31 protein-coding genes and 1 tRNA gene are annotated in these 23,497 nt (G+C 69.5%); 16 read left to right on the plus strand and 16 right to left on the minus strand.

Annotated elements, in window-relative coordinates; all coding sequences use genetic code 11:
- Positions 1-83: 83 nt before the first annotated feature.
- Positions 84-692 (plus strand): SGNH/GDSL hydrolase family protein, encoded by a 609-nt coding sequence (locus tag ACWCSU_RS16060; protein WP_449935678.1) that lies wholly within the window; start codon positions 84-86, stop codon positions 690-692.
- Position 693: 1 nt separating this feature from the next.
- On the opposite strand, the gene ACWCSU_RS16065 is transcribed toward ACWCSU_RS16060, so the two are convergent.
- The 5 genes from ACWCSU_RS16065 to ACWCSU_RS16085 form a co-directional block, all read right to left on the minus strand.
- A complete protein-coding gene (locus tag ACWCSU_RS16065) occupies positions 694-1,059 on the minus strand; it encodes a DUF2516 family protein (RefSeq protein WP_449935681.1) in 366 nt (121 codons plus the stop codon).
- 118 nt (positions 1,060-1,177) lie between these two features.
- The gene (locus ACWCSU_RS16070) at positions 1,178-1,588 is read right to left on the minus strand and encodes a hypothetical protein (RefSeq protein WP_357706229.1); all 411 of its coding nucleotides are present in this window, start codon (positions 1,586-1,588) and stop codon (positions 1,178-1,180) included.
- A 3-nt stretch (positions 1,589-1,591) separates the two neighbouring features.
- The gene (locus ACWCSU_RS16075; protein ID WP_357706230.1) at positions 1,592-2,086 is read right to left on the minus strand and encodes a helix-turn-helix domain-containing protein; all 495 of its coding nucleotides are present in this window, start codon (positions 2,084-2,086) and stop codon (positions 1,592-1,594) included.
- Between the two features lie 61 nt (positions 2,087-2,147).
- Positions 2,148-3,053, minus strand: coding sequence for a M56 family metallopeptidase (locus ACWCSU_RS16080; protein ID WP_449935682.1), 906 nt, complete (start codon positions 3,051-3,053; stop codon positions 2,148-2,150).
- A complete protein-coding gene (locus ACWCSU_RS16085) occupies positions 3,050-3,406 on the minus strand; it encodes a BlaI/MecI/CopY family transcriptional regulator (RefSeq protein ID WP_357706232.1) in 357 nt (118 codons plus the stop codon). The genes ACWCSU_RS16080 and ACWCSU_RS16085 overlap by 4 nt, the downstream gene beginning before the upstream one ends.
- Positions 3,407-3,494: 88 nt before the next feature.
- On the opposite strand from ACWCSU_RS16085, the gene ACWCSU_RS16090 reads away from it, so the two are divergent.
- The gene (locus ACWCSU_RS16090; RefSeq protein ID WP_449935683.1) at positions 3,495-4,004 is read left to right on the plus strand and encodes an O-acetyl-ADP-ribose deacetylase; all 510 of its coding nucleotides are present in this window, start codon (positions 3,495-3,497) and stop codon (positions 4,002-4,004) included.
- Between the two features lie 62 nt (positions 4,005-4,066).
- On the opposite strand, the gene ACWCSU_RS16095 is transcribed toward ACWCSU_RS16090, so the two are convergent.
- Positions 4,067-4,858: a class I SAM-dependent methyltransferase gene (locus ACWCSU_RS16095; RefSeq protein ID WP_357706234.1), complete on the minus strand. Its 792-nt coding sequence runs from the start codon at positions 4,856-4,858 to the stop codon at positions 4,067-4,069.
- Between the two features lie 5 nt (positions 4,859-4,863).
- On the minus strand, positions 4,864-5,610 hold the full coding sequence (locus ACWCSU_RS16100) for an SDR family NAD(P)-dependent oxidoreductase (RefSeq protein ID WP_357706235.1): 747 nt from the start codon (positions 5,608-5,610) through the stop codon (positions 4,864-4,866).
- A gap of 93 nt (positions 5,611-5,703) precedes the next feature.
- Between ACWCSU_RS16100 and mshA the strand changes: the two genes are divergently transcribed.
- Genes mshA through ACWCSU_RS16115 form a run of 3 tightly spaced genes read left to right on the plus strand, consistent with a single transcriptional unit; the run spans position 5,704 to position 8,286 of the window.
- On the plus strand, positions 5,704-6,981 hold the full coding sequence (gene mshA / locus ACWCSU_RS16105) for a D-inositol-3-phosphate glycosyltransferase (protein ID WP_357706236.1): 1,278 nt from the start codon (positions 5,704-5,706) through the stop codon (positions 6,979-6,981).
- A 43-nt stretch (positions 6,982-7,024) separates the two neighbouring features.
- Positions 7,025-7,504 carry a type III secretion system chaperone family protein gene (locus ACWCSU_RS16110; protein ID WP_357706237.1) on the plus strand — a complete coding sequence of 160 codons (480 nt, stop codon included), beginning with the start codon at positions 7,025-7,027 and terminating at the stop codon, positions 7,502-7,504.
- A gap of 38 nt (positions 7,505-7,542) precedes the next feature.
- Positions 7,543-8,286, plus strand: coding sequence for a phosphoglyceromutase (locus tag ACWCSU_RS16115; RefSeq protein WP_357706238.1), 744 nt, complete (start codon positions 7,543-7,545; stop codon positions 8,284-8,286).
- 686 nt (positions 8,287-8,972) lie between these two features.
- On the opposite strand, the gene ACWCSU_RS16120 is transcribed toward ACWCSU_RS16115, so the two are convergent.
- Together ACWCSU_RS16120 and phoU are read right to left on the minus strand one after the other, a co-directional pair.
- Complete coding sequence (locus ACWCSU_RS16120) at positions 8,973-9,707, minus strand: SAM-dependent methyltransferase (protein WP_357706239.1); 735 nt, start codon at positions 9,705-9,707, stop codon at positions 8,973-8,975.
- Between the two features lie 192 nt (positions 9,708-9,899).
- On the minus strand, positions 9,900-10,544 hold the full coding sequence (gene phoU / locus ACWCSU_RS16125; protein WP_357706240.1) for a phosphate signaling complex protein PhoU: 645 nt from the start codon (positions 10,542-10,544) through the stop codon (positions 9,900-9,902).
- 132 nt (positions 10,545-10,676) lie between these two features.
- On the opposite strand from phoU, the gene ACWCSU_RS16130 reads away from it, so the two are divergent.
- On the plus strand, positions 10,677-11,849 hold the full coding sequence (locus tag ACWCSU_RS16130; protein ID WP_449935788.1) for a sensor histidine kinase: 1,173 nt from the start codon (positions 10,677-10,679) through the stop codon (positions 11,847-11,849).
- A complete protein-coding gene (locus tag ACWCSU_RS16135; protein WP_357706242.1) occupies positions 11,846-12,538 on the plus strand; it encodes a response regulator transcription factor in 693 nt (230 codons plus the stop codon). The genes ACWCSU_RS16130 and ACWCSU_RS16135 overlap by 4 nt, the downstream gene beginning before the upstream one ends.
- A 55-nt stretch (positions 12,539-12,593) precedes the next feature.
- Here the strand turns inward: ACWCSU_RS16135 and ACWCSU_RS16140 are convergent, their stop codons facing one another.
- Positions 12,594-13,175 carry a copper chaperone PCu(A)C gene (locus ACWCSU_RS16140; RefSeq protein WP_357706243.1) on the minus strand — a complete coding sequence of 194 codons (582 nt, stop codon included), beginning with the start codon at positions 13,173-13,175 and terminating at the stop codon, positions 12,594-12,596.
- 250 nt (positions 13,176-13,425) lie between these two features.
- Between ACWCSU_RS16140 and ACWCSU_RS16145 the strand changes: the two genes are divergently transcribed.
- From ACWCSU_RS16145 to ACWCSU_RS16160, 4 genes are all read left to right on the plus strand, one after another.
- Entirely contained in the window at positions 13,426-13,908 is a 483-nt protein-coding gene (locus ACWCSU_RS16145; protein WP_020544658.1) for a CarD family transcriptional regulator, read from the plus strand.
- Between the two features lie 17 nt (positions 13,909-13,925).
- Positions 13,926-14,396, plus strand: coding sequence for a 2-C-methyl-D-erythritol 2,4-cyclodiphosphate synthase (gene ispF, locus ACWCSU_RS16150; RefSeq protein WP_357706244.1), 471 nt, complete (start codon positions 13,926-13,928; stop codon positions 14,394-14,396).
- Between the two features lie 184 nt (positions 14,397-14,580).
- Entirely contained in the window at positions 14,581-14,868 is a 288-nt protein-coding gene (locus tag ACWCSU_RS16155; RefSeq protein ID WP_357706245.1) for a GlsB/YeaQ/YmgE family stress response membrane protein, read from the plus strand.
- A gap of 98 nt (positions 14,869-14,966) precedes the next feature.
- The gene (locus ACWCSU_RS16160; protein ID WP_352355438.1) at positions 14,967-15,236 is read left to right on the plus strand and encodes a GlsB/YeaQ/YmgE family stress response membrane protein; all 270 of its coding nucleotides are present in this window, start codon (positions 14,967-14,969) and stop codon (positions 15,234-15,236) included.
- 101 nt (positions 15,237-15,337) lie between these two features.
- Here the strand turns inward: ACWCSU_RS16160 and ACWCSU_RS16165 are convergent, their stop codons facing one another.
- Entirely contained in the window at positions 15,338-16,312 is a 975-nt protein-coding gene (locus tag ACWCSU_RS16165; RefSeq protein WP_449935688.1) for a DUF2637 domain-containing protein, read from the minus strand.
- 59 nt (positions 16,313-16,371) lie between these two features.
- On the opposite strand from ACWCSU_RS16165, the gene ACWCSU_RS16170 reads away from it, so the two are divergent.
- Both ACWCSU_RS16170 and cysS read left to right on the plus strand, forming a co-directional pair.
- Entirely contained in the window at positions 16,372-16,758 is a 387-nt protein-coding gene (locus ACWCSU_RS16170) for a PPOX class F420-dependent oxidoreductase (RefSeq protein ID WP_397042196.1), read from the plus strand.
- Positions 16,759-16,801: 43 nt separating this feature from the next.
- The gene (gene cysS, locus ACWCSU_RS16175) at positions 16,802-18,193 is read left to right on the plus strand and encodes a cysteine--tRNA ligase (RefSeq protein ID WP_364096007.1); all 1,392 of its coding nucleotides are present in this window, start codon (positions 16,802-16,804) and stop codon (positions 18,191-18,193) included.
- 57 nt (positions 18,194-18,250) lie between these two features.
- Here cysS and ACWCSU_RS16180 read toward each other — a convergent pair whose 3' ends face one another.
- Both ACWCSU_RS16180 and ACWCSU_RS16185 read right to left on the minus strand, forming a co-directional pair.
- Positions 18,251-18,583 (minus strand): NIPSNAP family protein, encoded by a 333-nt coding sequence (locus tag ACWCSU_RS16180; protein ID WP_449935691.1) that lies wholly within the window; start codon positions 18,581-18,583, stop codon positions 18,251-18,253.
- A gap of 116 nt (positions 18,584-18,699) precedes the next feature.
- A complete protein-coding gene (locus tag ACWCSU_RS16185) occupies positions 18,700-19,398 on the minus strand; it encodes a class I SAM-dependent DNA methyltransferase (RefSeq protein ID WP_449935692.1) in 699 nt (232 codons plus the stop codon).
- A gap of 151 nt (positions 19,399-19,549) precedes the next feature.
- Between ACWCSU_RS16185 and rlmB the strand changes: the two genes are divergently transcribed.
- On the plus strand, positions 19,550-20,518 hold the full coding sequence (gene rlmB, locus ACWCSU_RS16190) for a 23S rRNA (guanosine(2251)-2'-O)-methyltransferase RlmB (RefSeq protein WP_357706250.1): 969 nt from the start codon (positions 19,550-19,552) through the stop codon (positions 20,516-20,518).
- Between the two features lie 20 nt (positions 20,519-20,538).
- A tRNA-Thr gene (locus ACWCSU_RS16195) sits at positions 20,539-20,611 on the plus strand.
- A gap of 61 nt (positions 20,612-20,672) precedes the next feature.
- Here the strand turns inward: ACWCSU_RS16195 and ACWCSU_RS16200 are convergent.
- Entirely contained in the window at positions 20,673-21,353 is a 681-nt protein-coding gene (locus tag ACWCSU_RS16200; RefSeq protein ID WP_449935694.1) for a site-specific integrase, read from the minus strand.
- Positions 21,354-21,531: 178 nt separating this feature from the next.
- Here ACWCSU_RS16200 and ACWCSU_RS16205 point away from each other — a divergent pair, with 178 nt between their 5' ends.
- Entirely contained in the window at positions 21,532-21,924 is a 393-nt protein-coding gene (locus tag ACWCSU_RS16205; RefSeq protein WP_449935696.1) for a hypothetical protein, read from the plus strand.
- Between the two features lie 8 nt (positions 21,925-21,932).
- Here ACWCSU_RS16205 and ACWCSU_RS16210 read toward each other — a convergent pair whose 3' ends face one another.
- Both ACWCSU_RS16210 and ACWCSU_RS16215 read right to left on the minus strand, forming a co-directional pair.
- Positions 21,933-22,625: a GntR family transcriptional regulator gene (locus ACWCSU_RS16210; RefSeq protein ID WP_449935697.1), complete on the minus strand. Its 693-nt coding sequence runs from the start codon at positions 22,623-22,625 to the stop codon at positions 21,933-21,935.
- Between the two features lie 287 nt (positions 22,626-22,912).
- Positions 22,913-23,197, minus strand: coding sequence for a hypothetical protein (locus ACWCSU_RS16215; RefSeq protein ID WP_449935699.1), 285 nt, complete (start codon positions 23,195-23,197; stop codon positions 22,913-22,915).
- Between the last annotated feature and the right edge of the window lie 300 nt (positions 23,198-23,497).

The following is a 23,497-nucleotide window of genomic DNA, read 5'->3' on the forward strand; positions in this document are numbered from 1 at the left end:
GTGGCCTGATGCTTCGAGGAAGAATCGCCCCGGTCGTCGCGATAATGGGGATTTTTGCTGGAGTTTCGGCATGTAGTAGTGCAGTGGCCGGTACGCCGCCGCAGCGGGCGCCCGAGGCCGTCCCTCCGGCCCGCCCGGCGGTCCCGGTGATGATGTTCGTGGGTGACAGCTTCACGGTCGGCTCAGGGCCCGTGCCGCCCTGGCGGACCTACGCCTCGGAGTCGGCGCGCCTGCTCGGCTGGCAGCCGGTGATCGCCGGCGCCGGTGGCACCGGCTACCTCAACGAGGGCAAGGTGGGCCGCACGTTCCGGCGGTCGTTCGAGGAGGAACTGGCCTGGCGGCCGGCCCCCGACGTGCTGGTCATCTCCGGCGGCCACAACGACCAGCGCTGGAGCACCGGGCAGGTGCGCGAGGCGGCCGCCGGCCTGCTCGCCGAGGTGCGCCGCCGCTGGCCGGTCACCAAGGTCGTCATGGTCGGCCCTATCTGGCTGGAGGACACCCCGGCCAAGGCCTATCGCGTGCGCGACGCCCTGGCGGAGGTGGCGGACGCCGCGGGGGTGCCGTTCCTCGACCCGATGCGCCGCAAATGGGTGACCGGCAGGCCGTCGGAGACGGTGTTGCCCGACGGCGTGCATCCCACGTTCGCCGGGCACGAGCGCATCGCCGCGTGGCTGGCGGGCGAGCTGGCCTGATCTACCAGGGGCCGTAGGGGCCGCTGTTGCCGCGGCCCATGCCCTTGACGGCGGGCTTCACGTCGACGATGTAGATGGTGGCGGCGATGACGGCCAGGATGGAGAACAGGCCGATGCCGTTGAGCCCGATGAACCTGAAGCCGCCGACCAGCATGAAGTCGTTGAAGTAACCCAGCGCGCCGCCGCCGGAGAGCAACGTCGCCAGCGCGAGGATGAGCAGCCAGATCTTCTTCTGCAGCTTGCCCGCCGAGACGAACGCGTTGGTCGGCACCCGCGCCGCGTGGACCAGCGCGTAGACCGACATGCCGAAGATGACGGCGGCGAGCACCAAGAAGAGGAAGTTGAAAACGCCGTTGATCATATTCATGTTGCTGGCTCCACCCAACGCCGCGAAGAAATCGGCCCCAGCCTAATAGGCGTCCCCGACAATCGGGCACCGGAAGAGAAAAGGGCCCGCCTCCGGGGAGGCGGGCCCTTTCGCTCGGTCAGGCCTTGGCCCGAGGGGCGCGGGTCGTCTTCTTGACGGGCTCGGCGACGGGCGGCTCGGCGGCCTCCGACACCTCCTCCAGCTCAAGGGCGGCCTCGCCGGTCGTCTTGCTGACGACCTTGCGGCCACGGCTGGCGAAGTCCTCGTAGACCTCGGTGGCCTTGTTGCTCAGCTGGTCGGCGTACTCGCGGGCCTTCTCGGGGAACTCGCGGACGAAGCCCTCGGCCTTGTCGGCGTACGCGCGGGTCTTCTCCGGCAGGTCCTTGGCCAGCTCCGAGCGGCGGGACTGGAGCTGGCGGAGCTGCTCGGGCAGCTCGCGCAGCTTCTCCACGGCGAAGTCGCCGGCGCCCGCGAACGCGTAGAAGGGCTTGGAGTCGGTGAGCTTCTTGACCTCGGTGGCGAGCGTCATGGGTTAACCTTCCTTGGTTTCCTGGGTGACGGTCCCGTTGCCGGGGGAGGCCGCGTAGGGCTCAAGCGCGGCGAGATACTCCTCGGGCAGCGGCGGCTCGTCGTCCGCGGTGGAGTCGTGCTGAGGGCGGGCGTTCTGGGAGGTCTGCTCGCCCTCGGTGCGGTTCTCCTTGCGGAACGATTCATAGATGTCGATCAGCACCTGGCGCTGGCGCTCGGTGAGCAAGGTGTCGGCGTTGATCGCGGTGATCACGTCGCTCGGCGGCTCCCGGTCCTCGATGAGGCCGGCCTGCACGTAGAGCGCCTGCGAGGAGATCCGCAGACCCTTGGCGATCTGGTTGAGGATCTCCGCGCTCGGCTTGCGCAGCCCGCGCTCGATCTGGCTGAGGTAGGGGTTGGAGACCCCTGCCGCCTGCGCGAGCTGGCGAAGCGAGATCTTCGCCTGTTGCCGTTGCTCGCGGATGTATTCGCCGATCGAGCCGACCTTCGGTAGTGCCATACCGACAGTCTGCCGTCCCGTGCTTGCAATTGCAAACGGAATGGCTAACACCAGCAAGCAGTCAGAGCTGGTAGACCCACAGGAAGGGTGTGGCGGTGAGCAAGCTCACAGAGAGGGCGAGGTAGCCGTACCGGACAGATGCTGACAATTCCGGCGCCGGCTTGATCAGGCGGTCCACCCGGGCCATGACGTGGTGCGCGTGCACGCCGAGCATGCCCTGCGGGGTCGGCATGGCGCCGGCCGTACCGAACCTGAGCAGCGCCGTGGCCAGCCTGCGCGGTGAGCAGTAGCGGCGGGCACGGTCGTCGGCGGCCATCTCGATCAGCAGCTCCACCTGCGCCTGCGCGTCGGCCACCACCTTCGACCAGGGCAGCGCCCGGCGCAGCGCGGCGAACGGCAGCAGCACCAGGTCGTGCCGCTCGCGCACGTGGGCGGCCTCGTGCGCCAGCACGGCCGCCATCTCGTCAGACGACAGCAGCTCCAGCGCGCCCGCGCTGACCACGACCTGCGAGCGCAACCCCGGCACGCAGTACGCCGCCGCGCTCGGATGGTCGAGCACCCGCACCCCGGGAACGCCGGGATCGTCGCGGGAGATGAGCGCGAGCAGCACACGATGCCGCCGCCGCGCGCGCAACGCCTGCACGCCGGCCGTCAGCAGCACCACGACCAGCACCGCCAGCGAGGTGAGACCGGCGATCATGGCCAGCACGTGCAGCGGGTCCCACGCCTCGGACGGCGTCTCCCCGCGCGCGAAGGCGATCAGCCCCGGCAGCACGCCCACGTCGTAGGGCGTGACCGCGTAGGCCAGCATGGCGCCGGTGGTGGCCAGGCCCCAGGCCACGCCCAGGGACTGCCAGACGATGATGGCGAGTTTCGGGGCGCGGGAGGTCCACCGGGCCGTCGTGAAACGCCAGGAGCCGAGCGCGCACGCCGTGGCGAGCGCCGCTAGCACCGCTGCCGTGATCACTCTTCCTCCAGCTCCGTGAGAGCTCTCCGCAGGATCTCCGCCTCCGGGCCCGACACGGCCTGGGCGAAGCGGGTCAGGGCGGCCGAGCGGTCGCCCGTCAGGTCCAACGCCTCAAGCATAAGCTCGGCGATGTAGGCGTCACGGCTCGCGGCCGGTTCGTAACGCCACGCGCGGCCGTCCCTGGTCCGATCCAGGAAGCCCTTGCGCGTGAGGCGGTCGAGTACGGTCATCACCGTCGTGGGGGCGAGGTCGCGATCGGCAATGAGCCTGCCGACCTCGCGGGCGGTCAACGCGCTGTGCTCCGCCCAGAGGATGTCCATGATGCTGCGCTCAAGCTCGCCAAGACCCTTCACGCCCTTCAGGGTAGCTCTACAAAGCGTCGAGCTGGCATCCGGGAGCGGCAAGTGGCGACGCGGAACCGCGGCTGGCAGGCTGGGTGAGATGAATGTCACGTTGGTGCAGGGAGACATCACCGAGCAGCGGACCGACGCGATTGTGAACGCGGCCAACTCCTCCCTGCTCGGCGGCGGAGGCGTCGACGGCGCCATCCACCGGCGCGGCGGGCCGGAGATCCTGGCGGAGTGCAGGCAGTTGCGCGCCGGGCACCTCGGCGGGGGCCTGCCGACCGGCCAGGCCGTCGCCACCACCGCCGGGCTGCTGCCGGCCCACTGGGTGATCCACACGGTGGGGCCGGTCTACTCCAGGTCGCAGGACCGCTCCGAGCTGCTGGCCTCCTGCCACCGCGAGTCGCTGCGGGTGGCGGACGCGCTGGGCGCCAGGACGGTGGCCTTCCCCGCGATCTCCACCGGCATCTACGGCTGGCCGCTCGCCGACGCCGCGCGCATCGCCGTGACCGCCGTGCGCGCGGCCGGGACGTCGGTCGAGGAGGTCAGGTTCGTGCTGTTCGACGCCGCGGCCTACGAAGTGTTCCGCGGGGAGCTCTCCTCATAGCCGAGGTGTTCCGCGCCCGGCTCTCCGTCTTCAGCGCGGGTCCGCCGCGGGCAGCTCTCCTCTTAGCGCGGGTCCACCGCCGACCAGGGCAGGGTGAGCTCGCCGAGCCGCCACCTCGCTGGGCCGCCGAGCGGCGGGCGCACCGCCACCGGCCACTGCCCGGCCAGCAGCCGTACGGACGCCAGCCAGCGCTGCCGCAGCCCGTGCACCCCATAAGGGGCGCTGACCGCCCACGCGTGGTCGAAGTCGCGCAGGAACGCATGGATGCGCTCACCCGGCACGTTCCGGTGGATGAGCGTCTTCGGCAGGCGGTCGGCCAGGTCCGAAGGCCGCTCGAAGGCGTCGAAACGGGCGGAGAACGTCAGGGTGTGCGGGCCGTCGGGGGACAGGCCCACCCAGATCGCCCGCCGTCCGGTCTCGGAGGAGGTGCCCTCGACCAGGACGCCGCCGGGGGCCAGCCTGCCGCAGAGCACGTCCCAGTAGTGCCACGCCTCCGCCTCGCCGTACTGGCGCAGCACGTTGAAGGCGCGTACCAGCGTCGGCGGGCGGGGGACGGGCAGCTCGAAGCCGCCGAGCGCGAAGCTCAGCCCCTCCCGCTCGTACGGCTTGGCCAGGGCCACCCTGGCCGGGTCGATCTCGATGCCGACCACCTCGACGTCGGGCGCGACCGCGCGCAGCCGGGTGAACAGCTCAAGCGTGGTCGTGTGCGAGGCGCCGTAGCCGAGGTCGACGACGAGCGGGCGGACGGCGGCGCGCAGGGCCGGGCCGTGCACGGCGGCCGTCCAGCGGTCGACCCGGCGCAGCCGGTTGTGCCACGTCGTGCCGCGCGTGATCGCGCCGACCGGTCTGGCCATCCGGCTCAGCCACCGCTGACGCGGTGCACCTTGTGCTGGGCGGCCTGGGCGCGCGGCCTGATCACCAGGCGGTCGATGTTGACGTGGGACGGGCGCGTCACGCACCAGGCGATGGCATCGGCCACGTCCTCGGAGGTCAGCGGGCCGGGGACGCCCTCGTACACGCGGGCGGCGGCCGTCTCGTCGCCGCGGAAGCGGGTGACCGCGAAGCCCTCGCTCCTCACCATGCCCGGCGCGATCTCGACCACCCGGACCGGCTGCCCGACCAGCTCAAGGCGGAGCGTCTCGGCCATCGCGGACTGGGCGTGCTTGGCCGCGACATAGCCGCCGCCGCCCTCGTACGAGACCAGGGCCGCGGTCGAGGTCAGCATCACCAGGACGCCGTCGCCGGACGCCACGAGTTTGGGGATCAGCGCCTGGGTCATGCGTAGGGAGCCGAGTACGTTCGTGTCGTACATCTGCTGCCAGTCGTCGAGAAGGCCGTCCGTGACCGATTCCATGCCGAGCGCGCCACCGGCGTTGTTGACCAGCACGTCGCAGCGGTCGAGCGAGCCGACCAGCGCGTCAACCGACTCCTGAGAGGTCACGTCAAGCGTCACCGGCCTGATCGAGGGCACCTCCGCGGCCAGCTTGTCCAGCCGGTCGCGGCGCCGTGCGCCCGCCACCACCGCATAGCCTTCAGCGGCGAGCCGCCGCGCGGTCGCCTCGCCGATCCCGCCGCTCGCCCCGGTCACCACTGCCGTTCTCTGCATGCCCTCATCCTGCCAGGGCGAACGCGGTGCGAACCGCGGCAGGGAATGTCGAAAAAATCTGGATAGTTGTATTCCGCTTGGAGGTGATGTCGAGTGAGGCGACGACGGGTCAGCCGGGTCGCGACCATCAGCATGCACACATCGCCATTGGACCAGCCCGGCACGGGCGACGCCGGTGGCATGAACGTGTACATCGTCGAGTCGGCCAGGAGACTGGCGCAACTCGGCGTGGAGGTGGAGATCTTCACCAGGGCCACCGCCCGCGACCAGCCGCCCGTGGCCGAACTCGCCCCCGGCGTGCTGGTGCGCCACCTGACGGCCGGGCCGTACGAGGAGATGGACCGCGCCGACCTGCCCGGGCAGCTCTGCGCGTTCCTGTCCGAGGTGCTGCGCACCGAGGCCATGTACGACCCCGGCCGCTACGACGTCATCCACTCCCACTACTGGCTGTCCGGGCAGGTCGGCTGGCTGGCCAAGGAGCGCTGGGGCGTGCCGCTCGTGCACACCATGCACACCATGGCCAAGGTCAAGAACCTGCTGCTCGCCCAGGACGACAAGCCGGAGCCCCAGGCCCGCGTGGTGGGCGAGGAACAGGTCGTCGAGATCGCCGACCGCCTCGTGGCCAACACCGCCGACGAGGCCCGCGAGCTCATGGACCTGTACGGCGCCTCCAAGCAGCGCGTGGCCGTCGTGAACCCCGGCGTCAACCTCACCGTCTTCCAGCCCGCCTCACAGGGCGCCGCCCGGCAGCGGCTGGACCTGCCGCAGGACGCCCGCGTCCTGCTGTTCGTGGGCCGCATCCAGCCGCTCAAGGCCCCCGACGTGCTGCTGCGCGCGGCCTCGCGCATGCTCATCGACGACCCCTCGCTGCGCGGCCGCCTGGTCGTGGCGTGCGTCGGCGGGCCGTCCGGCAACGGGCTCGCCCGGCCGTCCATCCTCACGGAACTGGCCGGCGAGCTGGGCATCTCCGACGTCGTCCGGCTCGTGCCGCCGGCTCCGCAGGAGGAACTGGCCGACTGGTACCGGGCGGCGGACGTGACCGTGGTGCCGTCGTACAGCGAGTCGTTCGGGCTGGTGGCCCTGGAGTCGCAGGCGTGCGGGACGCCGGTCGCCGCGGCGGCGGTGGGCGGACTGCGCACCGCGGTGGACGACGGTGTCTCCGGGGTGCTGGTGGACGGGCACGATCCGGACGAATGGGCCCGTGTCCTGCATCGTCTGGTCACCACGCCGGAATGGCGGGAGCAGTTGTCGAGGGGGGCCCGTACGCACGCGGCCGCCTTCGGCTGGCAGGCGACGGCGGGACGGCTCATGGAGGTGTACGCGGGCGCCGTCGCGAATCTGCACAAGGTGCCCGTGGCGCTCAACTTCTAGCGGGCCTCATGGCCGTACGGCGCGCGCTCCTAAGCTGTATCCCATGCGCGATGTCGTCGAAGCCGCGCTCAAGGCCGCGGACGTCTCCTACGACGAGCCGCGGCCTGGGGCGTTCCTGGTCAAACTGCCCGGACAGCACAAGCTCGCCACCATGACCTGGCTGATCGTCGGCGAGCGGGTGCTGCACGTCGAGGCGTTCTTCTGCCGCCAGCCGGACGAGAACCACGAGGAGTTCTACCGCTGGCTCCTAGGCAAGAACGGCGGCATGTACGGCGTGCACTTCTCCCTCGACCCCGTCGGCGACGTCTACCTCGTCGGCCGGGTGCCGCTGGCCGCCGTCAGCGAGGAGGAGGTCGACCGGCTGCTCGGCTGCGTGCTGACGTACTCCGACGACTGGTTCGACCGGGCGCTGGAGCTGGGTTTCGCCTCGTCCATCAGGCGGGAGTGGGAGTGGCGCGCCAAACGCGGCGAATCCCTGGCCAACCTGCAGGCCTTCGCCCGTTTCGCCGACCCCGGACGGTGACCTCCTGCCGCCCGGCACGGCGGCCATAGGATTGCCGCATGGCGACTTTGGTGCTGCTACGGCATGGTGAGAGCGACTGGAACGCGAAGGGCCTGTTCACCGGTTGGGTGGACGTCAGCCTGTCGGCCAAGGGCGAGGACGAGGCCCGGCGCGGCGGCCGGCTCCTGCAGGAGGCCGGTCTGCGGCCGGACGTCCTGCACACCAGCCTCATGACCCGGGCCATCCAGACGGCCCAGCTCGCCCTCGGCGAGGCCGACCTGCTCTGGCTCCCGGTCAAGCGCAGCTGGCGGCTGAACGAACGCCACTACGGGGCCCTGCAGGGCAAGAACAAGGCCCAGACGCGCGAGGAGTTCGGCGACGAGCAGTTCATGCTCTGGCGCCGCTCGTACGACGTGCCGCCGCCGCCCATCGCGGACGACGACGAATACTCCCAGGTCGGCGACCCCCGCTACGCCCTCCTTCCGCCGGAGCTCATGCCGCGCACGGAGTGCCTGAAGGACGTCGTCGACCGCATGCTCCCGTACTGGTACGACGAGATCGTGCCCGATCTGGCGGCCGGGCGCACCGTGCTGGTGGCCGCGCACGGCAACTCCCTCAGGGCGCTGGTCAAGCACCTCGACGGCATCGGCGACGAGGAGATCGCGGGGCTCAACATCCCTACGGGGATTCCGCTGGCGTACGAGCTGGACGCCGACTTCCGGCCGAAGGTGCGGGGCGGCCGCTACCTCGACCCGGAGGCCGCCAAGTCCGCCATCGAAGCAGTCGCCAACCAAGGCCGCTGACACGTCCCGAGGGCAAGCCCCCGGCCCTCAAGCCAGGGGCTTCGCCCTGGGGCGCTGCGCGGCACTCTTCTACGAGGGCAAGCCCCGCACCCCCGTGCGAGGGGACTCCCGTCCCCTCGCGTTCCCCGGCGTTGGCCTGGGTGCGCCCGTCGGCCGGGTCAGGACGGATCAGGCTGCCACGGCCGGCTTGACGTGCCCGGACGTCCGATCCAGGGCAGGGCTCGAAGCTGTGGGCGAGTGGGCCGTCGGAGCGGGAAGCTATGTCACTGATGCCGGACAGTGAAATGTGTGGGACGTTCTGCGCCAAGGTGCCTATGCTTTCGGGGATGTGAGCACCTCTGCCAGGGCTGAGCGCTCCTGCCCTCTTCCTTCCCCCGGTGAAGCCGGCGTTCCAGGCGGGACGGTCTGACCGTGCCCATGTGGGAGCCCCACGTCTCGCGCGGACTCGTACGCGTGGTCGAAGCGTCCTGTTGTGAGGAGTACGTCCTGTGCTTCGAAGCGGCGCAGTTCTTCGTACGGCGGGTCGCCGAGCGAGGGGATTACGAGGAGACCGCCAGGGGGCCGTACGCCCGGGCCGCCGCGGTTTGGGGTGAACTGGCGCGGCGGCATGTGTGCAGGAGCCGGGCAGGCGGTCTCGTGACGTGATCAGGGCGAGACGCTCGTCAACCAGAACGTCGGACGCGGGATCAGAACGTCGGGCGCAGGACCAGGCTGACGAACCCGAAGACGTCCCGGTAGACGCGCAGCCATTCGGCGCGGTGGGTGTTGGCCGTTGTGATCGCCTCGCACCGGTCTGGATGGTCGGGATTGTCCAGAGCCCATGAAGCCAGCGACCCCGTCCAGGCCCATTCGTAGTCGTCGAGCTCCTGGCGCGTGCTGATGTGGCCGTGCACCGGCATCCAGCCGTCGGCGGTGACGCGGTCCATCAGGGTCGGCAGGTCGGTGAGCTCGCCCAGCATCTCCACCGCCTCGGGCGAGGGCTCACGGGCCCAGAAACCGTCCCCGACCAGGACGCGTCCGCCGGGAGCCAGGTGCTCGCGCGCCGCCGCGAGCGTGGGCAGCAGGCCGCCGAACGCGTGCGTCGCCCCGACGCTGATCACCAGGTCGAACGCGTGCGGGGAGCTGAACTCGGCGGCGTCTTCACGATGGAGGACGAGACGGTCCCGGACGCCGAGCGCCTCCGCGCTCTCCGCGGCGTGGGCCAGCGCGCCCTCGGCGACGTCCACGCCCTCCGCCTGCAGTTTGGGGTACGCCCCCAGCGCGCGCAGCAGCCACTCGCCGCCGCCGCAGCCGAGGTCGAGCACGCGTGAGTCGCCCTGGGGGAGGGCGCGGTCCAGAAGGCGGCGCACCGAGTCGTCGTCGAGCGGAGCCGCGATCGGATGATCCGCATGGGCGAGTCGGGAGATCTGTTCACGATTCACCGGCGGAGCCTGCCACAGGCGGAGACCACGCCGCACCCGCTTTTCCCCAGGACGCGGGGCGTTTCACAGGTATCTGAGCGCGCTCGCCGCTGTTTGTCCAGCCGGATCGCGCGTCCCGTGACTCCCACGCCGAAGGGCAGGCGAAGCCGGGCGGCACCCCCCCGGATGGTGCCGCCCGGCTTCGGGAAGCGGCTAGCTGGGACGGGCGCCGGTGACCATGTAGACGACGTCCCCCGCCACGCGCACCGCGTGGTCGGCGTACCGCTCGTAGTACCGGCCGATCAGCGTGATGTCGATCGCGGGCTCCACCCCGTGCTGCCAGTCCTTGGCCAGGATGTTGCGGAACAGCCGCCGGTGCAGCCGGTCCATCGCGTCGTCGTCCTGCTCCAGCTCAAGGGCCGACTCGACGTCCCTGGACGCCACGCAGCTGCCGGCCTTGGTGACCAGGTTCTCGGCGATCTGCCCCATTTCCACGATGGTCGAGCGCGTCTCGGGCGGAATCGCCGAGTCGGGGTGCCGCAGCCGGGCCACCTTGGCCACATGGACGGCGAGGTCGCCCATGCGTTCGAGGTCGGTGCCCATGCGCAGCGCCGTGATGACCATTCGCAGGTCCACCGCCACCGGCTGCTGCCTGGCCATCAGCTCGAAGATCGACGTCTCGATGTCGGCGAAGATGGCGTTCACCTCCTGGTCGCGGGAGATGACGCTCTCGGCGAGCTGGAGGTCGGCGTCGAGGAGGGCCGTGGTGGCACGGGAGATGGCTGAGCGGACCAGCCTCGTCATCTCGACCAGCTTGCCCGTCAGGAGATCAAGTTCTTCATGGTACGCGTCGCGCATGTCGTCACCGTACGTGGCGCTTGATGAACGAACCTCTACTGCGAGATGAACTTTCCAGGAAAGGGCCGTTCATCCGCAGGTGAGAGGTCTGTCCCTTGGACTTCGCCACCTACCATCGGAGGCATGAGTGAGATGGCCATGAGCTTCGCGGCCCTGGCCGGGTTCGTCGTGGGAGCCCTGGCGGTCCTGTTCTACAGGAACCAGATCGAGGCTCCGAAGAGGACCGATCCAGCCGACGGCGTCGAGACCGGAGCGGCGCTGCCGCAGGGCGTGGCCTCCGTGCTCGCCGTGCTCCCCTCGTCCGCCGTCGTGCTCGACGCGCACGACCGCGTGCTGCGCGCCAGCTCGGCCGCGCGCGCGTTCGGGCTGGTCAAGGGCGACAGGCTGATGGCCGCGGAGCTGCTCGCACTGGCGAGACAGGTACGCCGCGACGGCGAGATCCGCGAGAGCGAGATCGACGTCGCCGGTCACAAGTTCGGCCAGGAGACGACGAACTTCGCCGTCCGCGTCGCCCCCCTCGGCTCCTACGGCCAGGTGCTGGTGCTGGCCGAGGACCAGACCGAACGGCGCAGGGTCGAGGCCGTGCGCCGCGACTTCGTCGCCAACGTCAGCCACGAGCTGAAGACGCCCGTGGGCGCGCTGAGCCTGCTGGCCGAGACCATCCAGGACGCCGCCGACGACCCCGAGGCGGTCACCCGCTTCGCCGGGCGCATGCAGCACGAGGCCGCCCGGCTCACCTACCTGGTCCAGGACCTGATCACGCTGAGCAGGATCCAGGGCGCCGAACCCATCCCCACCCCGGGCCAGGTCGCCATCGACGAGGCCATCCACGACGCCATAGACCACTGCAACACCAAGGCGGTGGCCAAGGACATCACGCTGGTCACCGGCGGCACCGAGGGGCTGCGCATCTGGGGGGACGACGAGCTGCTCGTCACCGCCCTGCGCAACCTCATCGACAACGCCGTCGCCTACAGTCCCGAGCACACGCGGGTCGTGGTCAGCGTCCGTCCGGCCGGCGACTCGGTCGAGATCAGCGTCAGCGACCAGGGCATCGGCATCCCCGAGGAGTCTCTGGAGCGCATCTTCGAGCGCTTCTTCCGCGTAGACGCGGCCAGATCACGGGCGACCGGCGGCACCGGGCTCGGCCTGGCCATCGTCAAGCACGTCGCCGCGGCCCACGCGGGCGAGGTGTCCGTCTGGAGCAAGGAAGGCTCCGGCTCCACCTTCACCCTCCGTCTGCCCGCCTTCGGCGGCACGGCGGTGGCAGTACCACCCTCGATTCCCCTGGAGGCCGCAAAATGACCAGAGTCCTAGTGGTTGAGGATGAGGAGTCCTTCTCCGACGCCTTGTCCTACATGCTGCGCAAGGAGGGCTTCGAGGTGTCGGTCGCGGCGACCGGGCCCGAGGCGCTCGACACCTTCGACCGCAACGGCGCCGACCTCGTCCTGCTCGACCTGATGCTGCCCGGCCTGCCGGGCACCGAGGTGTGCCGCTCGCTGCGGCAGCGCTCGAAGGTGCCGGTCATCATGCTGACCGCCAAGGACAGCGAGATCGACAAGGTCGTGGGCCTGGAGCTGGGCGCCGACGACTACGTCACGAAGCCGTTCTCCTCGCGGGAGCTGGTGGCGCGCATCCGCGCGGTGCTGCGCCGTCAGGGCGACGTGGTGGAGGAGCTGGAGACGGCCGTCCTGGCCGTCGGCCCGGTGCGTATGGACGTCGACCGGCACGTCGTCGCGGTCCGCGGCGAGCAGGTGCAGCTGCCGCTGAAGGAGTTCGAGCTGCTGGAGGTGCTGCTGCGCAACGCCGGCCGGGTGCTCACCCGCGGCCAGCTCATCGACCGCGTCTGGGGCGCCGACTACGTGGGCGACACCAAGACCCTCGACGTCCACGTCAAGCGCCTGCGCGCCAAGATCGAGGCGGACCCGTCCAACCCGCGCTGCATCCTCACCGTGCGCGGTCTGGGCTACAAGTTCGACGCCGCCGAGGAATGAACGACCCTTGTTCTGGTACGTGGGTTCGTACCAGAACAAGGGTTTTTTCATGCCGTCAGTGGGCCTCTTCGGTGGCCTCGGGAGTGGCGGACGCCGAGGGCGTCGGAGCCGGGGTGGCGTTGGGGGCGGCGGGGTAGTCCTTGAACTCACGGCTGCGCGTGACCACAGGGACGGTCAGGGACACTGTCCCGGCGTTGGCGAACTGGAGGTCCAGGCGGATGCTCTCGCCGCCTCTGAGGCTCGTGGAGATGCCCTCCAGCATCAGCTGCGGCTGCGGCTTGCCGGTGTTGACGAGCTGGTTCGGGGGAAGCTGGATCGGCGTGGCGACCTTCACGGCCCCGACCGAGCCCGCGGAGACGGCCTGGAGGGTGTCGGCGGCGTTCGCGGTGTTGAGGATGTTCAGGTAGATCGGGGCCGAACCACGCCAGGCGAGCTGGGCGCCGGAGTCGGGGCCGAGGATGAACGCCTGCGGGATGTGAATGCCGCGCGTGCCATAAGCACCCTGGTCGATGAGTGCGACCGCCTCGTTAGGGGCGTACGGCTTGTTGGTGTTGGCGTCGAATCCTGCCCCGCAGCCCGCGAGCACGGGGGCTGCCAAGAACGCGGCGGCTACGACAATCCAGCGACGGCTGGTCACGTGCGGGTTCTCCTTGGTCTTGCGCGGTAAGGCGCATGCGTGTTGGGCAGCGCCTACCATATCCACCTGAATCCATGGTCATATCCGCACCCCTGCAGGTCATTCGCTATGTCCGGAAATGCGATTCATACAGTCGAGGACTTGTCAAGCCCCAATATGCGGCTTTGACCTGCAGTTATGAGGATTTCACTGTTCCGGGAGCCTGTGGACGCGTGGTACCCTGGAGTACAGCGGAAGGGGTACTTGTCACATGACTTTCCAGGTCGGCGACACTGTCGTCTACCCCCACCATGGGGCTGCTCGGATCGAAGCAATCACGACGCGATCCATCAAGGGTGAGGAAAAGACCTACCTGGTGCTCAAGGTCGACAAGGGCGACCTTACCGTCCAGGTGCCAGCAGAAAACGCGGAACTCGTCGGTGTGCGCGACGTCGTCGGCCAGGAAGGCCTTGAGCGGGTTTTCGATGTTCTTCGGATGCCGCACACGGAAGAGCCGACCAACTGGTCGCGCCGTTACAAGGCGAACCTGGAGAAGCTCGCGTCCGGCGATGTGAACAAGGTTGCGGAGGTGGTTCGCGACCTGTGGCGTCGCGACCGCGAGCGCGGCCTGTCAGCGGGTGAGAAGCGCATGCTCGCGAAGGCTCGTCAGATTCTGGTCAGCGAGCTCGCGCTCGCCGAGAAGACCAACGAGGACAAGGCTGAGGCCCTGCTCGACGAGGTTCTCAACTCCTGAACACGAATCTTCCACGGGTGGGCGTCGGAGTCGACGTCCACCCGTTCGCTTCTGCCGACTCGGGGCGTGAGCTCAGCCTCGCCGGCCTTCACTGGCCGACGGAGATCGGGCTCGACGGCCATTCCGACGGCGACGTCGCCGCGCATGCCGCCTGCGACGCGCTGCTGTCCGCGGCCGGCCTGGGCGACCTGGGCGGGCTGTTCGGCACGTCCGACCCTCGCTGGGCGGGCGCTTCAGGGGTCACGCTGCTGGAGGAGACCGCCCGCCAGGTGCGCGCGGCGGGCTTCGAGATCGGCAACGTGGCCGTCCAGGTGATCGGCAACCGTCCCAAGATGGCTCCTCGGCGTACCGAGGCCGAGCTGGCGCTCAGCGGCGCCGTGGGGGCGCCTGTGAGCGTCTCGGCCACCACTACCGACGGGCTCGGGCTCACCGGGCGCGGCGAGGGGATCGCCGCCATCGCGACGGCTGTCGTGGCCAACCTTTCCTAGGCGTTCCGCGTCATATGTGTGGGATACGTGAGGGTGTCCCGGCGGGTCGTCGCCGAACCCGCCAACTGTGGGGGCGGCGGTTCGTCACTGGCGCGGTACGGACCGCCGCCTTCCGGGGGTAGTTTTCCCAGGTGTCGGGTATGTCCACCTCTAAGACATGTGAACGTCTCGGGGGGAGCTACACATGATCGGCGCGATCGTTTCCGCAGTAGTCATCGGCGCAATCGTCGGTGCACTGGCCCGGCTGATAGTGCCCGGCAGGCAGAACATGTCCATCGGCCTGACGCTCATCGTGGGTATCGTGGCCGCGCTGATCGGCACGCTGATCGCACAGGCGTTCGGCTGGGCCGACACCAAGGGCATCGACTGGCTCGAACACATACTCCAGCTCGTGCTGGCGGTGGTCGGCGTGCTCCTGGTGACGCGGCTGGGCATCGGACGCGGCGGACGCAGCGGGCGAACCACGACCTGACCTGGTCATTCGTAAAGCCGGCGCATAATCGCCGGCGATCGGGTAGCGAAGCACCCCGTGAGAGTGAACGGCTCACCCTCACGGGGAGGTTTCGTGTCATGACCATTCAGTCCATCCTTGGCGCCATCGTGATTGGCGCCGTCATCGGCGCAATCGGTCGCCTGCTGCTTCCCGGCAGGCAGGCCATCGGGTGGATCCTCACCATCGTCGTCGGCATCGTCGCCGCCCTGCTGGGCACGCTCATCGCCCAGGTCCTCGGCGTCGAGACGACCCCCGGCATCGACTGGATCGAGCTGGTGATGCAGGTCGTCCTGGCGGTCGTCGGTGTCGGCCTGGTCGCCGGACTGCGGCGCGGCTCCAGGGTCTAGCGCAGGCGCGGAGCAGACGAGATAGACGTACACGAAACGGCCCGTCCGGGATGATCCCGGACGGGCCTCTCAGTTTTCGGGGCGTCGGTCGGCGCCCCGGCTCATTCCTCGGGGTCCGGCGGGCGCGGAGTGCTGCGCAGGCGGCCGGACGGGGCCCGGGTGTCCTCGTGGACCACCGGGTGCGGCGCGGTGTCCTCAGAGTCGCTGTGGCGCGTCTGAGGCCCGTCGTCGGCCGGACGGTCGCCGAGGTCGTCCTCGATCACGGGGACGGGCTGGGTGTCGACGTCACGGGTGTCGACGTCGCGCGTGTCGGTACGCGGGTGGACCAGGACGTCGGTCGGCTTGACCCGGTCGCCCCACCGGACCGGCCGCTTCAGCGGCTCGGGCTCGGGCTCAGGCGTGGGTTCCGGCTCAGGCGTGGGTTCCGGCTCCGGCTCGGGTTCGGGCTCGGGCTCGGGCTCCGGTTCTTGCGGTAAGGCCCGCCACTCGGACACCTGGGCCGGGACCGGCGGCGTCTCCGGCGCGGCCGTGGGCCCGACCAGCGGCGTGGGCTCCAGCACGGGCGGAGGCGCCTCCGTCACGAGCGGCGGCGGCGTGTCGGCCGCCCGGCCCGGATGGAAGGGCACGAGGTCGTCCTCGTCCTCCTCGCGCGCCGCACCCCGGTGCGCCTGGACGTGCTTGATCAGCAGCAGCCAGAGCCACAGGGCCAGGGCCAGCATGACCCAGGGGGCCAGGGCCACGCCCACGGCCACCTGGCGCGCGTCGAAGGTGAACCGCAGCGCGGTCGCCACGTTGGCCGCCGCGGCGGCCACGATGAGCAGGACCAGCACGGTGGCGGCCTGCGCCCGCACCAGCGGCCGGGCGGGCCGCAGCAGCAGCACGCCGAGCAGCGCGACCACGAGCAGCGCGTCGAAGGCGGCCGGATAGAGGAAGGCGAGGTCCTGCCGCGCCTCGCCGGTGATGGCCAGCGCACGCAGATCGTCGAAGGACAGCGCGCAGGCGGCTCCGGTGAGAGCGGCCACCGCGAGCCCCGCCAGGGCGATGCCCAGGCGACGGAGCGTAGAGGGGGGAGTCACGTCCATGGCGCCTTCGAGACTACAGAAGAATGGGGATCAAGACCGATCGAGGGAGACACATGCCCGAGCTGCCGGAAGAAGCGCGCGAACTCCTTGATGCCCCGAACCATGCGACGGTGACCAGTATCAACCCCGACGGCGGGCCGCAGTCGACCGTGGTGTGGGTGCGCACGGACGGCGACGAGGTGCTGTTCTCGACCGTCCGGGGGCGGGTGAAGCCGCGCAACTTCGAGCGCGACCCGCGTACGAGCCTGCTGGTCATCGACCCCGGCAACCCCTACCGCTACCTGGAGGTGCGCGGCCGGGTGACGATCGAGGAGGACCCCGAGGGCGCGCTGATCCAGGAGCTGGCCCAGAAGTACACAGGCGGCCCCTGGACGGACAAGCCGGGCACCGAGCGGCTGATCATCCGGATCCGTCCGGACAAGGTCACGCTGCGAGGCTGAGTAATCGGCCTACAAGGGCCTCCGAGGCGTTAGCCTTTCTTTTGTGAGCCTGCACATCTACGACACCAGCACGCGCGCCATCCGTGAATTCGTTCCGGTCGAAGCCGGCCGGGCGTCGATTTACCTGTGTGGGGCGACCGTGCAGGCTCCTCCGCACATCGGGCACATCCGCTCGGGCGTGAACTTCGACGTGCTCAGGCGCTGGCTCACCCGCTCCGGATACGACGTCACGTTCTGCCGCAACGTCACCGACATCGATGACAAGATCATCAGGGTGTCGGCTTCGGAGTCCGTGCCCTGGTTCGTGGTCGCCGAGCGCAACCAGCGGGCCTTCACCTGGGCCTACGACACGCTCGGCTGCCTGCCGCCCACCGTCGAGCCGCGGGCGACCGGTCACGTGCCCGAGATGATCACGCTGATGGAGCGGCTGATCGAGCGCGGCCACGCCTACGCCTCGGGCGGCGACGTCTACTTCAGCGTCCAGTCCTACGCCGACCACTACGGCAAGCTCTCCAACCAGAAGCTGGAGAACATGCGGGCCGCGGCCGACACCGACGACGAGACGTGCAAGCGCGACCCGCGCGACTTCGCCCTGTGGAAGGGTGCCAAGCCGGGCGAGCCGACCTGGCCCACGCCGTGGGGGCTCGGGCGTCCCGGCTGGCACCTGGAGTGCTCGGCGATGGCCACCAAGTACCTCGGGCCGACGTTCGACATCCACGGCGGCGGCATCGACCTGATCTTCCCGCACCACGAGAACGAGATCGCCCAGTCGCAGGCGGCCGGCGACGGCTTCGCCCGCTACTGGATGCACAACGGCATGCTCAAGATCGGCGCCGAGAAGATGAGCAAGTCGCTCGGCAACTCGCTGCTGATCCCCGAGATGGTGCAGAAGGTGCGTCCGGTGGAGCTGCGCTACTACCTGGCCGCGCCGCACTACCGTTCCTCGATCGAGTACTCCGAGGAGGCGTTGCTGGAGGCCGCGGCGGCGTACCAGCGGATCGAGGGCTTCGTCACCCGCGCCGCCGAGGTGATCCACGACGTCGACGCCGACGCGCCCCTTCCGCAGGCGTTCGCCGACGCGCTCGACGACGACCTCGGCACGCCGCAGGCGCTCGCCGTGGTGCACGAGGTGGTGCGCGAGGGCAACGTGGCGCTGGCGCGGGGCGACAAGGAAGCCATCGCCCGGCTCCTCGCCGAGACCCAGAACATGCTCGACGTGCTCGGCCTCGACCCTCGCTCGCCGCAGTGGCGCGGGGCCGGCTCCGACCTGTCGCCGGTGGTCGACGCGCTGGTCGCGGTGGCCCTGGAGCAGCGCAAGGCCGCGCGGGCCCGTAAGGACTACGCGGCTGCCGACGCGATCCGCGACCAGCTCACCGACGCGGGCATCACGGTCGAGGACACGCCGCACGGGGCCCGCTGGGAGCTGGCCCGCTGACCTTCCGCCGGTTCTCGACGGCGGGCTCCTTTCGCGCCCGCCGTCGATCCGGGGCCGTCAGCGGCGCAGGGCCGTGATGGCGGCGTCGGTCGCCTCGATCACGATCGTGTGATAGCCGTCGATGCGCGAGACGATGCCCTCACGCGGGCCCTGATGCCATTCGGGGCTGCCGTAGAAGGCGTCCTCCTGCTCGTCGCGGGCCTCTTTCGTGGGGAACGCGCGGATCAGGTACGCCTCCTCGTGGCCGTCCTCGTCCACGAGGGAGGCGCCGTGGGCCACCACGTCGATACCGGCCTTCGCCAGGAGCGGGAGCGCTTCGTCGCGCATGACCCGGAGGAATTCTTCGCGTGTGCCGGGCTTGAGGCGATAGGTGCGGATCTCCAGGATCATGTCTGCTGTTCCTTCGAGGGCGACGGTCGGTATGCATGCGGGAGGACGGCTGGCACGCTACCCGCGGCCGCTGACACCTTCTGTCAGTGTTCGACGGCGTGGACGAAGGTCTTCCGCTAGGAGCGGGGTTCGGAGGCTTCGGGCTTGTGGCCAGGGGAGTTTTCGGGCTTGTGGGCCAGGAAGAAGGCCTGCCGGCCTGAGCGGGGCTTCTCGCTGTCGTCGGGTTCGCGGATGAGCTGGGCGTACAGCGACAGTCCGGCCTTGGCGAGGAGGTCGGCGACGAGCTCGGGGGGCGTCCAGTAGACGTCCAGCGACAGCTCGTGCCCGTAGCCCTGGCTGAGGTGGCGGCGCTCGTCGCCGACCTTGAACGCGATCAGCAGATGGCCGCCCGGGACCAGGACCCGGTGGATCTCGGCGAACACCGTCGGCAGCAGCTCCGGCGGGGTGTGGACGGTCGAGTACCAGGCGACGGCGCCGGCCAAGGACGCGTCCGCCAGGTCCAGCGCGGTCATGGAACCCACGTCGAAGCGCAGGCCGGGGTGGCTCCGGCGGGCGACGTCGATCATCCTCGGGGACAGGTCGATGCCGAAGGCGTTCACCCCGAGGGAATGGAGGTGGGCGGTGACGCGGCCCGGACCGCAGCCGAGGTCCGCCACCTCTCCGGCGTCCGGTCCCTGCACGTGCTCGGCGAACGCCGCCAGCATGGCCCGGTCGAGGGGCTTGCCGTCGAGTTCGTTCCTGAGCAGTTCGGCGTATTCGGGGGCGACGGTGTCATAGGCCGTCCGGGTGGTGTGGAGGTAGGCGGACTCAGTCATGGCCAAGGACGATAACTCGCGTTCGGGACGGGTGGTGGTGCTTGCGGGGGTCATGGTGATTCGTGGCGGTTCGCGGCAGGAAGCGCGTCGGACTCGGGCGGGCCATGGTCGGCGGGATCGGGTGGGTCGGCGGGCCGATACCCTTGATGGCATGGCAGCAGGCGGTAGGGCATCGGGCAGGCCCGCGAAGAAGAAGGGCCCCTCCAAGGGCACCGGGGGCCAGAAGCGCCGGTCGCTCGAGGGCAGGGGTGCGACGCCGCCTGCCGAGGCGCGCCACTGGTTCAAGGACAAGGCCAGGGCCGAGCGCATCGCCAGGGAAGAGCGCGGCGACACGCGCCGTCCGGGCAGCGGCCCGGTCCGGCAGAAGCGTTCCGAGGACGCCCCCGAATACGTCGGCGGCCGCAACCCGGTGCTGGAGGCGCTGCAGGCCGGCGTGCCCGCCAACGCCCTCTACGTCGCCCAGCGCGTCGAGAACGACGACCGCGTCCGCGACTCCATCAAGATCGCGGCGGAGCGCGGCATCGCGCTGCTCGAAGTTTCCCGCGACAAGCTCGACCGGCTGACCGAGGGCGCCGTCCACCAGGGCATCGCGCTCCAGATCCCGGCCTACGACTACGCCCACCCGTCCGAGCTGGTCGAACTCGCCCAGGACGCGGCCGAGGTCCCGCTGATCGTGGCGCTCGACTCGGTCACCGACCCGCGCAACCTGGGCGCCATCGCCCGCTCCGCGACCGCTTTCGGCGCGCATGGCCTGCTCATCCCGTCCCGGCGCTCGGCCGGTGTGACGGGTGGCGCCTGGAAGACCTCAGCTGGCACCCTCGCCACGCTCCGCGTCGCCCGCGCCTCCAACCTGACGGCCGCCCTCCGCGAATACCGCGAAGCCGGGCTCTTCATCGTCGGCCTCGACGGCGCCGGAAAGATCGACATCGGCGACGCCGACCTCCTCGCCGAGCCGCTCGTGGTCGTGGTGGGCTCCGAGGGCAAGGGCCTCGGGCGGCTGGTACGAGAGCAGTGCGACGTGGTCGTCCGCATCCCGATGCAGGCCGCGGCTGAATCCCTCAACGCGGGAGTCGCCGCCGGTGTGGCACTGTACGAGGTCGCTCGTCACAGGCGCCGCTAGCGTCTACACTGGTAGGCCGTGCCGACGTAGCTCAATCGGCAGAGCATCTGTCTTGTAAACAGAAGGTCAGGGGTTCGATTCCCCTCGTCGGCTCTGCAAGCGAAAGGCCCCTGAGCAGGCATTACGCCGTCAGGGGCCTTCTGTATTCCGACCTTCAACCGGTGTCTTCGGCGCCTTTGGGAGCCACCTTGGGAGCCACCGGGGTCTGTCCGCCCAGGAGAGCGCTGGAGATGGCTTCCGTAGCCGCGCGCCGGTCGCCCTCCAGCAGATGGCCGTAGACGTCCTTTGTGATCGAGATGCTGGCGTGGCCGAGGACTTCGGACACGACGTGCAGCGGCGTGCCCTGGGCCAGCATGAGCGATGCGCCGGAGTGGCGAAGCTTATGGGGATGCCAGTGGCCGAGGCCCGCCTTCTTGGCCAGGCGGGAGAACAGGTGCGAGAAGGTGTCCGGGTCGGACGGATTGCCGAAAGTCGTCGGGAACATCAGTCCGTGCTCCGTCCAGTCCTCGCCGGCCTTGAGACGTTCCTGGTTGTGCGTGGCCTTGTGCCGTTTGATCGCGTCGATCAGCTCGGGAGTGAGGCAGAGGACGCGGCGTGATCGCTTGGTCTTGAGCTCACTGATCACGATGCGGGTCCTGGTCGTGGCGTTCGGGTCCTGGTTCTTGAGTCGCTTGACGGAGTGGGTGACGCGGAGGGTGCGGGCGTCCGGGTCGAAGGCGTTCCGCATGAGTCCGAGTGCTTCGCCGCGACGCAGTCCGAAGACGAGGGCCAGGAGGACGAGGACGCCCATGCGGTGATCGGCTGCTGTGCTGAGGAGCAGCTTGCCCTCCTCCACCGTGAGCGTCCGGCCCTCCTCGACCGGGACGCGTGGAGGCATGGACAGGGCCGCGACGTTCCGCTCTGAGATTACGCAGCTCAAACTTGCTAGGTCAAGTGCCTAAGAGAAATTCTGGCGCGGAATCGTGAATCCCCTGTGCTTTATTCACGCCAAATCGGACGAAATAGTCACAATTGTGGAGACCGTAGAAACGGAGTCCGGCGCCATTAGCGGCATCGCCCTCGGGCTGTTAGCGCTCATCTGGGTTTTCGGGGTACCGCTCTGCCTCATGCAGGCGCTTGAGGCCAGCATGACGTTTCCCGAAGTTGATCAGGCAAGTGTGAGCGGATGGCTGACCGCAGCCGCATGGATCTTCGCTGCGGCGCCGGTTCTCGCCACGGGAATCTGCCTGTTCACTGACAGGCGCGTCGGTGCATGGATCTTCGGCGTCATCGCAGCAGCATGCGTGATCTTCGTCCTGGGATCCGTACAGGCCCATGAGGCGAAGCTGCACCCCGTACCGTCTCCCTCGCCGTCCAACCATTGCATGGAGCGCAGCGGTGGAGGCAATGACTGCCCAGGCGGGTAGGCGTCCCCTCAGGCGATCGGGTAGGCGTCTTCCAGCTCGTGTCGGTCGGCGGGAAGCAAGACTTCCACGACGATGAGAGGCCGGCCGGAGGCGTCGCGGACCGCGCCGAAGACAGCCAGGAGTGGCTGGTTCTTCGGCATCGCGAGCTGCTTGGCCTCGTCAGCGGAGGGCATGCGAGCGGTGATCTGCTCCACGATGTGATCGAAGCGGACGCCCTTGCGAGCCTGGAGGTGTTCCCGGAAGCCCTGCCTGAGGGGATCCCCACTGGTGAGGTCCGTTCCTTCGGAGAGCTCCAACGGCAGCCAGAGCGCCACCAGCTCGGTCGGCTCGCCATCGCGCGTGATCAGACGCCGCCGTACGAACGTCTTGCTCTTGGGCTGGAGGTCGAGCAGAGCGCTGATCCGGTTCGGCGCGGTCAGCGCGCCCACATCGACGACCTCACCCGCGGAGTCGGTCTCCGGCTTGATCAGGTACGCCTGTCCCGGCCGCTTCTGCTCGACGGAGGCCATCGCCGGACGGCCTCGCACGAAGCGGCCCTTGCCCTGCTGGGACTCGATCCAGCCCTGCTCGCGCAACACCCGCAGGGCGGCGACCACAGTAGGACGGGAGACGCTGAACTCTTGGATGAGCTGGTTCTCGCTCGGCAGGAGCGTGCCCGGCGGGTACTCTCCCGACTCGATGCGCCTTTGTAGAGTCTGCACAAGCTGCGCATACTTAGGCGGCACGGACTCTAGCGACATCATGACCGTCCAACAGCCGACAGGTTGTTTTACCAAGTTTGAGCGTAACTGGCTTGCCGCCGGCTGTCCACGTGGTTCGCCGAAGCGGAAGCCGTACATGAAGAACCGGCAGGCAGCGCAGCGACCGGGCTGGGAAGGGTGCCGCGGGGGACGCCACTGCAACTGCCTGCCGGGGAAGGCACGGCGAGACCGGACGGTGACCCTCACCCCCCTTTGGAAGGGGTCACCCTGCCTCGCCGTGCCCGTCATCACCTGGCGACGTACTCAGCCAGGACGTTCGCCGCACCCTCCGGGTCGCTGGTCGGATGCCGCTTCTCGGCGTTCTGCCAGGAGTAACAGGCGCCGCCGTACCCGACGAACACCCACACCGGCAGCCCTTCCACCGGCCTGTGCACCAGAAGCACGCTGTTGTTGTCGCGCAGCTCGGCATTCACACCGAGGCCGGTAAGCCGGTCACGCAGCCGGACGAGCATGATGCCCTCGTCCTGGCTCTGTGCCAAGCCCGCGTTCACCGCCTGAATGATCGAATTCATTTCACGCTCCCTTCGGCCCGGCCGCTTCCGAGGCAGTCGAGACACTCCTGCTCCCCACTCAAGGTCTGATCTCCGTCGTCGTCGCCGATGAGGAGCGCACGGCGTGAGTCACGCAGCTTGATCCCGCGCCCCCGGCAGGCGGGGCAGCACGACGTCTTGCTTGTCTCGTCTGGCCGGGTCACCGTCGCCATCTCCTCGTTCATCCGGCGTTCCCTGTGGCGGGAGGCCGCGTGACGTACCGTGGTTGCTTGATGACAAGTCCACCGGCAACCGCGTTTCTGCAGGACCCCTGAACGGCCC

The organism is Nonomuraea sp. NPDC001699, assembly GCF_053596455.1.

What these genes read in the sequence shown, in the direction of transcription:
- phoU (WP_357706240.1), bottom strand. Translation starts at nt 10,544, where the DNA reads ATGCGCGACGCGTACCATGAAGAACTTGATCTCCTGACGGGCAAGCTG.
- ACWCSU_RS16130 (WP_449935788.1), top strand. Translation starts at nt 10,677, where the DNA reads ATGGCCATGAGCTTCGCGGCCCTGGCCGGGTTCGTCGTGGGAGCCCTG.
- ACWCSU_RS16095 (WP_357706234.1), bottom strand. Translation starts at nt 4,858, where the DNA reads ATGGCCAGACCGGTCGGCGCGATCACGCGCGGCACGACGTGGCACAAC.
- ACWCSU_RS16090 (WP_449935683.1), top strand. Translation starts at nt 3,495, where the DNA reads ATGAATGTCACGTTGGTGCAGGGAGACATCACCGAGCAGCGGACCGAC.
- ACWCSU_RS16185 (WP_449935692.1), bottom strand. Translation starts at nt 19,398, where the DNA reads ATGACTGAGTCCGCCTACCTCCACACCACCCGGACGGCCTATGACACC.
- ACWCSU_RS16075 (WP_357706230.1), bottom strand. Translation starts at nt 2,086, where the DNA reads ATGGCACTACCGAAGGTCGGCTCGATCGGCGAATACATCCGCGAGCAA.
- ACWCSU_RS16065 (WP_449935681.1), bottom strand. Translation starts at nt 1,059, where the DNA reads ATGAATATGATCAACGGCGTTTTCAACTTCCTCTTCTTGGTGCTCGCC.
- ACWCSU_RS16215 (WP_449935699.1), bottom strand. Translation starts at nt 23,197, where the DNA reads ATGAATTCGATCATTCAGGCGGTGAACGCGGGCTTGGCACAGAGCCAG.
- ACWCSU_RS16170 (WP_397042196.1), top strand. Translation starts at nt 16,372, where the DNA reads ATGCCCGAGCTGCCGGAAGAAGCGCGCGAACTCCTTGATGCCCCGAAC.
- ACWCSU_RS16145 (WP_020544658.1), top strand. Translation starts at nt 13,426, where the DNA reads ATGACTTTCCAGGTCGGCGACACTGTCGTCTACCCCCACCATGGGGCT.
- ACWCSU_RS16115 (WP_357706238.1), top strand. Translation starts at nt 7,543, where the DNA reads ATGGCGACTTTGGTGCTGCTACGGCATGGTGAGAGCGACTGGAACGCG.
- rlmB (WP_357706250.1), top strand. Translation starts at nt 19,550, where the DNA reads ATGGCAGCAGGCGGTAGGGCATCGGGCAGGCCCGCGAAGAAGAAGGGC.
- ACWCSU_RS16155 (WP_357706245.1), top strand. Translation starts at nt 14,581, where the DNA reads ATGATCGGCGCGATCGTTTCCGCAGTAGTCATCGGCGCAATCGTCGGT.
- ACWCSU_RS16100 (WP_357706235.1), bottom strand. Translation starts at nt 5,610, where the DNA reads ATGCAGAGAACGGCAGTGGTGACCGGGGCGAGCGGCGGGATCGGCGAG.
- ACWCSU_RS16070 (WP_357706229.1), bottom strand. Translation starts at nt 1,588, where the DNA reads ATGACGCTCGCCACCGAGGTCAAGAAGCTCACCGACTCCAAGCCCTTC.
- ACWCSU_RS16180 (WP_449935691.1), bottom strand. Translation starts at nt 18,583, where the DNA reads ATGATCCTGGAGATCCGCACCTATCGCCTCAAGCCCGGCACACGCGAA.
- ACWCSU_RS16110 (WP_357706237.1), top strand. Translation starts at nt 7,025, where the DNA reads ATGCGCGATGTCGTCGAAGCCGCGCTCAAGGCCGCGGACGTCTCCTAC.
- ACWCSU_RS16135 (WP_357706242.1), top strand. Translation starts at nt 11,846, where the DNA reads ATGACCAGAGTCCTAGTGGTTGAGGATGAGGAGTCCTTCTCCGACGCC.
- ACWCSU_RS16160 (WP_352355438.1), top strand. Translation starts at nt 14,967, where the DNA reads ATGACCATTCAGTCCATCCTTGGCGCCATCGTGATTGGCGCCGTCATC.